9 protein-coding genes are annotated in these 12,304 nt (G+C 53.4%); 3 read left to right on the forward strand and 6 right to left on the reverse strand.

The window, feature by feature from the left end:
* Positions 1-61 precede the first annotated feature (61 nt).
* A complete protein-coding gene (locus BLM14_RS17505) occupies positions 62-1,222 on the forward strand; it encodes a DUF2971 domain-containing protein (protein WP_162293169.1) in 1,161 nt (386 codons plus the stop codon).
* 764 nt (positions 1,223-1,986) lie between these two features.
* On the opposite strand, the gene BLM14_RS17515 is transcribed toward BLM14_RS17505, so the two are convergent.
* The gene (locus tag BLM14_RS17515; RefSeq protein WP_100000561.1) at positions 1,987-2,331 is read right to left on the reverse strand and encodes a DUF982 domain-containing protein; all 345 of its coding nucleotides are present in this window, start codon (positions 2,329-2,331) and stop codon (positions 1,987-1,989) included.
* Between the two features lie 35 nt (positions 2,332-2,366).
* A complete protein-coding gene (locus tag BLM14_RS17520; protein WP_100000562.1) occupies positions 2,367-2,813 on the reverse strand; it encodes an MgtC/SapB family protein in 447 nt (148 codons plus the stop codon).
* A gap of 213 nt (positions 2,814-3,026) precedes the next feature.
* Between BLM14_RS17520 and BLM14_RS17525 the strand changes: the two genes are divergently transcribed.
* On the forward strand, positions 3,027-4,124 hold the full coding sequence (locus tag BLM14_RS17525; protein WP_100000563.1) for an extracellular catalytic domain type 1 short-chain-length polyhydroxyalkanoate depolymerase: 1,098 nt from the start codon (positions 3,027-3,029) through the stop codon (positions 4,122-4,124).
* Positions 4,125-4,983: 859 nt separating this feature from the next.
* Here BLM14_RS17525 and treY read toward each other — a convergent pair.
* Entirely contained in the window at positions 4,984-7,671 is a 2,688-nt protein-coding gene (gene treY / locus BLM14_RS17540) for a malto-oligosyltrehalose synthase (protein WP_157929551.1), read from the reverse strand.
* Between the two features lie 38 nt (positions 7,672-7,709).
* Positions 7,710-9,188 (reverse strand): alpha,alpha-trehalose-phosphate synthase (UDP-forming), encoded by a 1,479-nt coding sequence (locus BLM14_RS17545; RefSeq protein ID WP_237143398.1) that lies wholly within the window; start codon positions 9,186-9,188, stop codon positions 7,710-7,712.
* Between the two features lie 122 nt (positions 9,189-9,310).
* Between BLM14_RS17545 and otsB the strand changes: the two genes are divergently transcribed.
* The gene (otsB, locus tag BLM14_RS17550; RefSeq protein WP_100000566.1) at positions 9,311-10,069 is read left to right on the forward strand and encodes a trehalose-phosphatase; all 759 of its coding nucleotides are present in this window, start codon (positions 9,311-9,313) and stop codon (positions 10,067-10,069) included.
* On the opposite strand, the gene BLM14_RS17555 is transcribed toward otsB, so the two are convergent.
* Positions 10,054-11,103 (reverse strand): LacI family DNA-binding transcriptional regulator, encoded by a 1,050-nt coding sequence (locus tag BLM14_RS17555; protein WP_100000567.1) that lies wholly within the window; start codon positions 11,101-11,103, stop codon positions 10,054-10,056. The two genes, otsB and BLM14_RS17555, sit on opposite strands and share 16 nt — an antisense overlap.
* A 439-nt stretch (positions 11,104-11,542) precedes the next feature.
* Positions 11,543-11,890, reverse strand: a complete 348-nt coding sequence (locus tag BLM14_RS17560) for a DUF982 domain-containing protein (RefSeq protein ID WP_335672068.1) — start codon at positions 11,888-11,890, stop codon at positions 11,543-11,545.
* Between the last annotated feature and the right edge of the window lie 414 nt (positions 11,891-12,304).

The raw sequence follows: 12,304 nt of genomic DNA on the forward strand, positions 1-12,304 counted from the left end.
CCGCAGTGGCAGAAGGGACGACTGCCGCTGGCATGAATTCAGCCGAGGCACGAACTTTCGCTTGGGGCCAAAACGTGATTTTGGCAAGGGTCTCACTATTAGAATTTATTGTTCATGCTCGAGATCAAGCCACACAAGTGCTGTCGTATTCGGTAATATCCGCCGCCAAAGCATAAGCGCCTACATTGCTGATCCGTGCAAAACCGGGCAACGTGCGTGCCAGCAAGATTTAAGGGGATACGTTATGGAAGACTGGGATCCAGCTGTCGTCAAGTTGCTCAGCATTTTCATGCCGACCACTTTTGAGAGGCGATTGGCCATCAAAGGATATTCCCGCTTCGTTCACTATACGACGGCAGAAAACTTGTTTCATATTCTGGACAAGGAAGAGGTCTGGTTTCGCAACACACGATGCATGAATGACCATCGCGATATCGAAAATGGTATCATGCAGCTTCATCAATGGAGCAACATTCCGGAGAGCACAGCATCGCTGGTTAGCGCACTTGAATCGTGCATCCCCGGGGTGTGGCAAGAAGGCCTCAAAAAATATCGCCAATGGCTTCCGAACTTGCGTACTCAGTCCTATGTGTTGTCGGTTGCCGAACAGGATCCGGATGAGAATGAAACCGGCAGGCTGTCCCTGTGGCGCGCCTTTGAAAAAGGTGTCGTCGGCGTTGCCGTCGTTGTGAATGTAGCTCCATTCATGCAGATGACGGATGCTTTGATGGCCTATCCCAGTCCAGTGACATACTGGACGCGGCAGCAGTTTGAGGACGAGTTTAACGTGGTAACTCACCGCATCTTGGCCAACAAGGATTTCCTGTCGCAAGTGAACAAGTTCGCGTTGACCGAGATGGTATTTCTGATGCTGTTGTTTGCGGCGACATGTTCAAAACACCCCGGACTCCACCACGAGCGCGAATGGCGCGTCTTGACCAATCCGCTGCTCTGGCCTTCGACCCGGTTTATCGAACACCAGGCTGTCATCGACAGCGTTCCGCAGACAGTTTACAAACTGCCGTTGAAAAACAGCCCCGACGATAATCTGACCGGAATAGAACTGCCCGAATTGATCGACCGCGTGATAATCGGACCGTCGATTCATGCCGGTCCGATCCGCGACGCGATCGTCGCAAAACTGGCAGAAAAAAACGTACCTGATCCTGGCTCAAAAGTTGTCGCATCGGGGATACCGGTTCGCGCAAAAGGGATGGGTTGAGGCCGCCACCTGCGGTTCGAGCGGCTTGGCAGCGCGCCGACAACCGGGGTCTGAATTCTGGTTGGGTAGATGAATGCAATTGTTCAGTTGAAAATGCCGACAATAGCCAATTTTGATTGGCGCCTGAAAATCTACAATCGAATGAGAGGCGGGATCGAAAAAGGCGACAACGGAAATGCGTTTTCTGAAGGGCGAAGCAATAGACGTGCCCTAAGACCCTCCCTGATGTAAACACCATCCAAGTTGCCGTAATCGCTAGCAAGTGGCACGATTCAGTTGCTGCTCTTTGGGCTGAAGTTGGTCTCCTGTCGTTCGATGAGTGAATCCCGATGCGCTACCATTGCACTTCAAGGTTAACGTCCCTTGAAGGGTTGGGGGTATTGCAAAGCAGAACATTTCCTGGTCCCACTTTGATTGCAGGGGGAATCGCGCATGACGATCAGCGGCCCAATTAATGACTGAGCTTTACCACGTCGGACAATGCCCAAGTTGCCGCCAAGGATCGCTAATTCTGCAACGCAATCTCTCTAATCAAGACATCTACGCCCATTGCGAAGAGTGTGAATTGGGTTTCATCACGCCAGATGATCTCATACCGCCATTGAATGGTTTTCTCACCGTTTTGGGTGAGTACGATTACGAAACAGAGAACCCCACCTCCATCGCCTCAAGACACGCCTGGCGGGCAAGACCATGCCACCGGCTACGTTCTGCGGCCCTCCATTACCGACGTGATGTTCCGGGGCCCGCCGGGCTTTCCGGTCTCAATTTTCACCACGGGGAAATGGACGTTCTTCATTTTCCGAGAACGCTGCATCGTTGACCTTGTTTCTGACCGATCTTGGCGGAGCTGTCGTTTGCGTTTTTTCCGCCACGTAAACGTCGATTTCCTTGGCGGCTTCCACAAAAGCAAGCCGTGCCTCTTCCGCCGATGCTTTCTCTTTCAAGGCATTTGCGCATATTTCCATGGCCGCCTCATGTTTTGGCCCGCACTGTTTTGTCCAGCAGTGGGCCAGCAGTTCGGATGCCTGTTTTACGGATGAGACGTTCAGTACCGTGCCGGAGCCCGGAGATTGGATCATCACATGTTCAAAAGAGAGATCGCGCATACCCAGAAATGCAGAACAGTGCACTTGGTTCCGCACTAATCCTCTTTCGGCTCTTTCTTTAGTGGCAGCATCAGCCGCAACGTCAGAAAGGTGAACAGCGAAATGATGAATGCAACGTCGTAGCTCTCAAGACCGACGGCGACGCCGATGGCGCCTGTCGACCAGATGCTTGCCGCTGTCGCCGTACCCCGCACGGAATCCTTCAATTGGAGGATGGCCCCGCCACCAATGAAGCCAACGCCGGTGATCAACCCTTCGACGATACGCGCCATGGCTTCAGGACTATCTGACACCAGGCTCTCGGCACCCTGAATGAAGCCGCAGCTTGCCAGCGCTACGATCGGGAATGTCCGTACGCCAGCACTGCGCTCTTGAGTCTCACGCTCAAGGCCAATTGGAAACGCCAGGATATAGGCGATAGCCAGCGCGATCACATGCGGGACAATGGGCAGCGAATTGAGGTAATGAAAGGTCTCAAGCAATTAAATCCCCCCAATGGTTGTGAATATGCGAGGTAACGCGTCACAAGGGCTACCGGTTCCCGGCACCGATCCGCTATGTCGTGCCGCACCGGGCGCTTTGTCCGCGCTTGCTGATGTCTCCTGAAAATATTTGTGCAATGCAGCAACTATTATCTCGCAACTGCGTTAGAGTGACTCGGCAACCTTCCGGTCGCTGGTTGAAAGGGCACCGCCATGAGAAATATCGCCGATACGATCAGACGCCTGAATATCCAGCGCAGCGCCAAGTTTTCCGCGTTCGCGCCGAATTTAAATACGCGTTTGCGACCCATGTCGGAATTCGGATCAAATCCCGGCGAATTGCACGCATGGACCTACATTCCATCCACAACCCGCCCTGCTGTACCGCTCGTCGTCGCCCTGCATGGATGCACGCAGACCGCGGCCGACTACGATAGTGGCTCCGGGTGGTCCGACCTCGCCGAGAAATACGGCTTTGCCTTGCTCTTTCCCGAACAGCAGCGTAGCAACAATGCAAATCTTTGCTTCAACTGGTTTGCTACGGGAGACACCACACGAGGCCAGGGAGAGGTGCATTCGATCAGCCAGATGGTGACAACGCTAGCTGACAGGCATTCCATCGATCGAGCGAATATCTATGTGACGGGTTTATCGGCTGGCGGTGCGATGACCGCGGCCGTTCTTGCCACCTATCCCGAGTTGTTCAGGGCCGGCGCGATCATTGCAGGGCTGCCCTACGGCAGCGCTTCCAGTATACCCCAGGCTTTCGACCGCATGCGTGGCCACGGATTACAGGAAAGCCGCATTCTCGCGAACCAGGTGCGTCAAGCATCCGATCACCAGGGCCCCTGGCCCTCAATTTCTGTCTGGCACGGCACTGCGGATAAGACGGTGGATCCGATCAATATGGAAGCGATCATCGGTCAGTGGTGGCACTTGCATGAACTCAGCGAAAAACCAATCGTTACCGGACTGGTACAGCATCATGAGTCTCGTGCGTGGAGCGATAATGAGGGCGTCATACAGGTCGAGGCTCACGCCATAAGCGGCATGGGGCATGGTATCCCGATCAAGAGCTCTGGCTTGGATGGCTACGGCACAGCCCGGCCCTTCATGCTTGACGTCGGTATTTCATCGACGTGGCACATTGCCAAGACCTGGGGTCTGATTGGTGAGCAAGAAGCAGTTTCAGCGGAAAGAAACGCGAAATCGTCTGCTCCTTCGCTGACGACCGAAGAATCCAGGCCAGTCAGGCGTCCGGTTGGTGGGGTGATTGAAGATGCATTGCGAGCGGCAGGATTGATGAAATGACGAGCTATTGCTCGCCACACCATCGATCCGTTATTAATGTTTGGTGGCTGCGACCAGCTTTCTGTTCTCACTGGGTGGGGCAGATAGATACCGGGATTGGGTTCTTCTCACATCGTCCACGCTTCTCAATCCTTCGCCTTTGGCGATGCGCACGGCTTGCCGCTCATCGATCTCCATCGAACGACGGTCTATTCGCTCGCGAGCGGGCTCACTCAACCGAACTCCACCCGGGCCGATCTCAATCGACTGAGCATAGGCTTGCGGCACTGCGGTGAGGGTAAGAAGCGTAGCTGCTCATGCAACAATGAATTTCCTGAACATGATTTTCTCCAACTGTTCCTTGATCAAAATTCCGAAGTCCGAGCACCGCCTTTGTCATGGCTGTGCTCGGACGCTCGGCACTAGGAATGCTTATAATGGTCGGTAATCACGGGCCCGTTCCCGCACACGGGCGAGTTCTTCTTCGGTAAAGTCGGGGTCGCCCTGGTCGAAACCCCGACTTGCTAGGTCATTAGGGCGAGTTTATTTTTTCGCCAGGATGGAACCATTTCAAAGAGCCGGGAACCCACGTGCATTCGGGAAGCCCTTTTCAAAACCTTTGGCGACGCGATATCGCAGCAATTTACCTTGCACCAGCAGGGCCTGGAGGTCGGCCAGAATACGGCTCCCCCAAAATCGACGCTCATTGAACGCTCATATGCAACGACTAAAGCCGCCAGTCAGTTCACGACACTAAAGTGCATGAAAAGGAGTGTGACACGGCGACGGTGGAAATCGCCAAGCGACTTTGCCGTATGGGCAATCGAGCGAGCTCAGGAAATCGTCAGTGTTGAGGGGGCGGCGCTTGCATTGGCCTTCGTTATTCCGAAACCAGCGTCATTACGGGAAATTCTCGCAAGACTTCCACCAGGGAGACCTTGCTCGCGAGCGTGAACCCCTTATCCGTCATGACATGCCGGAACTGCTTACCCACGAGTGCATCCGGTACCTGCAGAAATGTCCCCTCCCATTCGGGAAGCGGCAAAAAAGGCGTGGTGAACGGTTTCAACATATCGAAACACAGCCGGGGGACAGCAATCACCGCATATTGTTCCTCGAATTCACGATAGAACGCCACAATATGGTTGGCCTGTTTGCCAACCGCTTTGAGAGGAATGTACTTCCCCTCAGAAAACAGTCGGGGCATCTCCTGGCGCATCTTAAGATGGGATTTCAGGATCCGTTGTTTTACGCCGCCGGAATACCAATCCTCCAGAAGTAAATTCAACGGCGATTGATCGGCATAAGCGAGCTGATCTTTCAAGGCGTCAAAATCGAATGAGCCCCGCGTCGGTGCGGACGACACGGACAGATCCCAGGTTTCGGCACCATTATGGATGACAGGGATTCCTGGAGCAGTAAGCTTCAAGACCGTCTGGGAAAAACTGTTGAGCGCTCCGGTCAGCCAAAATGGCCTCATCGTTTCCACAAATTCTGAAAGGAACTCTTTGTCCGCAAACAAGCCGTCCACATAGTTCATGACGGCCTGTTCGTAAGGCTTATTGACGCCGGTCCAGAATGACTGTTTCTCGGATTCGCGGATGGCTCGCTCCATGAATCCAACCAGTTCTTCCCGAACCGAAGCAAGGCCAGCGTCGTCGTCGATGCGCAAGGAAACCGGCCAGATTGCCGCCAGTGTTTGGTAGATCAGCCATTCCGTCTTCGGATCTGGAGCAACCACCGCTTCGATGGTCGCCAAATTGGCAGCGTGACACTGCCGCCACGCGTCAACAGCCCTCGCCCATACACCTGACGCCTCTGAGAACGCCAGCAGACGCATTCGCGCGTCTTCTCCGAATTTGGTTGTATAGGAAAAAGACGTGGCCAACATGCCGGATGGCATAGCTGCAGCCCTGTCGACCATCTTTCGATGAAAGGCACCGATCGGATCAGACGTCGGGCTCGCACTCAACATCAATTCGTCCAGCGCAATCGGGCCGCGGGCGTATCTGTATGATTTCTGAATTGCTTGCGCCATTACAGCGGCCGTCAACTGCTGAAAGCGAATGATAAACGAGCTGGCAACGTCCGGGCTGGAGGATGTGTCTTCCGAGTTCATAATGCGAAGAATGAACGCCAATATCTCCACCACATCGGCGGTTTGTCCCTCTCGGCGGGATATTTGCGCAGCAATGGATTGAAGCATATCGACATCGAACGGGGGAAGTGCGCCATCCTTCGAATACGTGCGATAAACGGGCAACTCTGCGATGAGTTCTGCTATGGCGCGGCGCAGCAGGAGTTCTTCTGCATAAGGAGGGCCCAGCTCGGCCAATAGCTGTACTAATCTTTCGAGTTCATCTGTGAAAGTCGCGTGCAGAATGCTGGCTTTCGCGTGCCGATAGTCGCCCGGAAATTCAGAAGGAAATTCAGATCTGGGTTCGAGTTCATATTCATACATGCGCTGCAGCCTGGACAGCCCGGCATGGTCGACGAAAAGATCCGCCACGGTGGAGATAAACTCATAACCAGCGGTGCCGTTTACGTGCCAATCATCATTATACGTTTCTTCGCCCAGCAATATCTTGTCAGTGACCACGAAAATGTCTTCGCCTGCGTGTGAACGCAGCCGCCTGGTGTATTCCGCTGGATCTGCAAGTTCATCGATCTCATTGACCCTGAAACCCTTGATCTGGGTCTTTTCCAGCAGCGAAAGAGGCATCTTGTGGAAATCCATGAAAACGGCGGGATCTTCTACGCGCAACCCAACGGTAAGTTTTGAATCAGCCGAATGCCTGTAGTTTATGGGTTCGGATGCTCCCTTACTTTGCACCAAAGTCCAATTCTGCAAGGACATCAGCCCGATCATCCGGCCCGCATCCTTCGCGATGTCGTTCAGCCCCGAAGCCATTTCGAGCCGATCCGTAATGTTGGCATGGTCAAAGGCTTTCAAAAGGTCCGTGTGAAAATCGGCGGTCGTTGTCGAAGTGGCCCGGCTTGCCGTTTCGATCAAAGTCACGGCAATCTTGTTGTTGATGCCCTTGAGTGCTTCGCGATAACTCGATGGAGCCAAGGGAAAAAACCGGCCTGCATAAGAAACGCCCAAACTTGTTTTTTCTCGATCGAACGTCAGCTGAAATTTATCAGCCTGAATCTCCTCGTTGATTGGTCGTTCGAGCACTGGAAGAGTGATTGCCCTTGTCCAATCGACGTCAAAATGATTTGCATGCCTCGCGCTGGGGCCCCATTCCAGCACGTCGAACCACCACGCATTCTCATACGATGCCGACATCTGGTTCGGGTTGAGATCGACAATCAGATGCATGCCCGCGCTTGCGAGCTCGGAATTCAAATGGGCGAAGCCACTTTCGGACCCCAATTCGAAGTCTAGTTCCGTCGGATCTGTGGCCGTCAGGATGCCGTCGCCAATCTGCAACGACTGAAACGGAGAGGACACACTGACAGCGTCGATCCCAAGCTCTTTCAGATATGAAATGGCACTCGCCGCTTGTTTGAATGTGGTGCCGTTGCGCAGCTGGATTCGATAGGCTGAATTGGGAATGTACATGCTCTCACTCATTATTTGTTTCAGTACTTCGCAGGTCTCTAGTGCCGGGACCCGGGCATGGCCACACCGCCCTGACCTTCGTTCCAGTTTGGAAGAGACGGCGGCGCCGATCGCGGAACAGTCGCTTGGACCGATCGAAGCGCAGCAAGATATTCGTTCTGCCACTGCTGCGCATCTTGATCAGAAATTTGGCTAAGAAGGGTTCGATGTCTCGCCTTGCGCTCTTCCATCGGCATTGTGGCGGCTTTTCTTATGGCCTGTGCAACTTCATTTGTGTCGTAGGGGTTGACGATAAGCGCATCGCCAAGCTCTTCCGCAGCGCCGGCAAATTTTGACAATATGAGAATTCCCGGATCTTCAGGGTCCTGGGCGGCAATGTATTCCTTTGCCACCAGATTCATTCCATCCCGCAGGGGCGTGATAAGGCCAATGAGACTGCACCGAAACAGCAATGCCAGCTTCTCTCGGGGTATGCTTTGGTTGATGTACTGAATTGGGGCCCAGTTGAAATCAGCATACTTGCCGTTGACTGCCCCTGTCATTTGCTCCAGTTCCGACCGAATATCCGCATAGGCGGAAACATCTTCCCGCGACGGTGATGCGATCTGCAGATATTCCGCGCGGCCCAAATACTCAGGATACGAATCCAGGAATTTTCTGAACGCCTTCATGCGCTCCGGAAGCCCCTTGGAATAGTCGAGGCGGTCGGCCGAGATGATCTGGAAGCGCTTGAGAAGGCTGCGCCGCACACGCTCGAGTTCGATCCCCTTGTCACTCACGTGCGACATGGCAGAGAATTGGCCCACGTCAATGCCGATCGGAAAGTCCCCAATGCTGATTGTGCGGCCCCGCCACTTTATGAGATTTGGCGCAAGAAATTTGACTTCAGAGTGTTCCTTCAAGTAGCTGCAAAAATTCTGAACATCGTTTTTTGTCTGGAAGCCGATCAAGTCGTATTGCAGGAGGCATTCTCGCAGCCATCCGTGACGCGGCACCGCTGAAAAGACATCAACGGAAGGAAACGGCACGTGCAAAAAGAAGCCAATTCTGTGCGCGCTGCCTTTGCGCCGTAATTCCGAAGCCAATGGAATGAGATGATAGTCATGCACCCAGATAAGATCGCTGTCGCGCAAATGGGGATGAAGAGTGTTCGCAAATTTCCTATTAACCGCTGCATAGCATTTGGCGAACTTGGTGCGGTAATCCATCAGGTCCAGGCGATAATGAAACGACGGCCAAAGGACTTTGTTCGCAAAGCCAAGATAGTAATTTTCATGCTCCTCCACCGACAGCGATATCGTCAGGGATGTCACATTCTCGTAGGTTTCTAATTGCGTGTTGGATGAATCGGGGCTGTCGACGACATCGCCGTTCCAACCCATCCACATTCCCCCGCTGCTTTTGAGGGCGTCACCGATGCCAACTGCGAGGCCCCCGGTTTGTGTCTTCTTTCCCAAATCGCCAGTACGATTTGAGACTACAACCAGGCGTCCCATTTCAATTTCCTTGATTTTCATCGAGTAGGTCTAACTGCCCGATCCCAGTTTTGTTCCGCGAAAATGTTCACAAGGGATTGATTGGCCTGGTGCAAAGCGCAACAATTCGTTCTGAAAATGAGAGAATGGAGTGATGTGAAACAGTGAATGCAACCAGTGAGCCACTTCCAACCGATCTCGAGTCCTGGGCAATCTTCCTGGACATTGATGGCACGTTGATAGATATCGCCGAAACGCCAGGAGCCGTGATTGTTCCGCACGCATTGCCGGGCCAACTCGCTGAACTTTCGTTGCGCCTCGACGGCGCCTTGGCGCTTGTCAGCGGCCGTTCGATAAATTCAATCGATGAACTGTTCGCTCCTTATCGGTTTCCCGCTGCCGGATTGCACGGAACGGAAATACGACGCGAAGAAAACGGGGAAATCGATCGAAAAATTCTTGAGGAGAACCAACTGGACGTCGCGCGACAAAAACTCGAAGACCTTGCAAAAAAAGTGCCCGATATAATCGTTGAAGACAAAGGGATTGCCATCGCGGTGCACTACCGGCAGGTTCCGGAAGCGTTTTCGCAGGTCGATCACCTCGTCGACACACTCCTGGTGCAGCTCGGCCTTGGATGGGCACGCCAGGATGGCAAGATGGTTGTCGAGATTCATCCGAGCGCATCCAGCAAGGGCACCGCCATAGCAAAGCTGATGAGCGCCTCGCCATTCAAGGGGCGCAGCCCTATTGCTGTGGGCGACGACCTTACCGACGAAAAGATGTTTGAATTTGTGAATTCAACATCCGGACGATCGATCAAGGTAGGCACATCAGCACATGCAAGCGTGGCAAGGTTCAGTGTGGATTCTGCAAATACAATACGAGATTGGATTTCCGAACTTGCTCACCTTGGCAACTGACGAGCGGAAGGGTTTGTTCGAGTTTGGCCAACGGATATCAGCCGCGGTGCCCATAATTCGGTTTCTACAACGGCATTGTCTGCCATCATCCGGATAACATGTTGGGCAACTCTTCTCGCCGCTTTGTATATCGAGAATGAGGTAATTGTTATCCGAGGAAAAATGCTTCGCGGATTGAGATAAGGAACGGCATTGTCGTGCGTGACGACAGCAATTCTATCGTTCAAATCCAATTCCCTGATTGCACGCTTGCCCCCAATCGCGCTGAGCAACGAGCCATAGACAAAGCCTGTCGGTGGAGATGTCTGCCTGAGCAGGCGTAGCGTATGCTGATATCCTGCACTGTCACAGAACATGTCTTTTATCATGTGGCTGGCATCTATTTGCGTTCCGTGCTGTTCAAACGCACAGGTTATTCCCGCCATACGTTCTTCTACAAAAGCAAAGTGTGCTGGTCCTTCGATAGCCGCAATTTTTTCGTGCCCGCGTTCGAACAGAAACACAGCGGATAGGAATGCGGCTTCCCTGTGATCTACATCAACCCAGGTGTGCGCCACAGGCGTGCGTGATTTGCCGTAAACAACAAAGGGGAAATTAGCCCCAGCCAAAAAGCGGACGCTGTCGTCGACGGGTGCAGGATAACAAATCACGATTGCATCGGCCCGCCGGCTTTCAATGATATTCTTGCATGCTTGCAAGCGATCATCCTGAGCGGTTTGAATGATCAAAATATCTTGCCCGACCGAAGCAAATACCTCAGCGAGGCCGGCGAGGAATTCGGTGATATCGGGGTCAAGATAAGACGTTGGCTCTTTTGGGACCACGATGGCTATTATGCCAATTTCACCGATTGCCAATCCTCGGGCTGTTACGTTCGGTCGGTACCCCATGCGCGCAGCTGCTCCTTTGACGCGCGCGCGCGTTCGATTGCTGACCTCTGGGTAATCATTCAGAGCGCGACTCACGGTGGTCAGTGATAGGCCAAGTTCATTTGCCAGATCTTGTAACTTCATCCAGTTTTCATCGCCGCCCATACAGGCAGGCTTTCCGTGCACCCGTTAGCTTGTGGCTCCCATTCTTCGGCCGAGAAAGCAGCTCAGGAGCCTCCTGTATGACGCCACATTTCAACATTTGACCGGAATGCGGCGCTTTGATTGTCATGAGTGGAACGCGCGATGCTTGCCATTGTTCCTGACGGCATAGAACGCGACAAGCTTGGCTGCTGCGTCGCGCGCGCCGAACATCCCCTGATCCCCGGCACCTGTCGGTCATCTGCGGGAGAATCTCGCCGCCTCGGGGACCGTGCCGCCGGATGCGCTGTTATGGAGCTGGAACGCATGGCGAGGCACCGTAAAGTTAACGGACATGCGAGAAATTTTTGGGATGAGTGGGCATCCCAAACTGATCATGATCCACTTTATCGCCGCTATCGCTTATGCTGGAGACCAACTGATCGACTTGGCCCTTGATGATTTATCGATCGTCCCGAATAAGGATGCCAGATTCTTTGGCCGCTTCGATGAAGGCCTCTCTCGCCTCATCGGCCGACAGCGCATTCTCCAGAGCATCCAGGCAAGCGATACGGGCCCTAAGGTGGATCGGCCCTTTTTCGGTAGGCCAGTCGTGGGCCAAAAAATCAGCAGCCGCGTCAACTGACGCGATAACTCGATACCGGCCAACGTGCCTGGTCTCAACGGTGACGGATTCAAACCGCAATCTTCGCATGCTCAGAAACGCCGCACTGCAATTGCAGTTCCTTTGTCTATTCATAAGTAGTTCGAGGGGCATTGTGGGATGGGGTTTGATGACAACAGAAAGCATCCATCAACCGATTGGTCACCGCTGGTTTATGGCGCCGTCTTTTTGGTGTGGCCGTCGCCATCGGAATCGGATGGTTGTTCCACTGACCCTCGTAATCGGAAATGCTGGATTTTGCAGTTCTTGGGCATGGGCATAGAGTAAGCGTTTGGCGATCAAGCTGGAATGCCCCGACTGCCATATCTTACTCTCACCCAAAATGTGGAACTGAACACGCTAATCCACTGCCGTCGTGCGGCACGTACCTTGGGCACGTGGGGTACGCTTGATCCGATTTTCGTCGCCCAGGGCTGGCAGAATTAATTCTCGACTCTCTATGCAATTTGCATAAAATGGCACCCGCCGGAGGAGCCAAAGGCAACCTGATTGCTTTGGACGGCTATTGAGTTCGCATTACGTGGAGGGATGCCATGCCAC

This window comes from Phyllobacterium zundukense (assembly GCF_002764115.1).
Taxonomy (GTDB): Bacteria; Pseudomonadota; Alphaproteobacteria; order Rhizobiales; family Rhizobiaceae; genus Phyllobacterium; species Phyllobacterium zundukense.

Excerpts from the sequence above, each read along its gene's own strand:
- BLM14_RS17515 (WP_100000561.1), bottom strand. The coding sequence starts at position 2,331 with ATGCGCGATCTCTCTTTTGAACATGTGATGATCCAATCTCCGGGCTCC.
- BLM14_RS17525 (WP_100000563.1), top strand. The coding sequence starts at position 3,027 with ATGAGAAATATCGCCGATACGATCAGACGCCTGAATATCCAGCGCAGC.
- treY (WP_157929551.1), bottom strand. The coding sequence starts at position 7,671 with ATGTACATTCCCAATTCAGCCTATCGAATCCAGCTGCGCAACGGCACC.
- BLM14_RS17545 (WP_237143398.1), bottom strand. The coding sequence starts at position 9,188 with ATGAAAATCAAGGAAATTGAAATGGGACGCCTGGTTGTAGTCTCAAAT.
- BLM14_RS17555 (WP_100000567.1), bottom strand. The coding sequence starts at position 11,103 with ATGGGCGGCGATGAAAACTGGATGAAGTTACAAGATCTGGCAAATGAA.
- BLM14_RS17560 (WP_335672068.1), bottom strand. The coding sequence starts at position 11,890 with ATGCTTTCTGTTGTCATCAAACCCCATCCCACAATGCCCCTCGAACTA.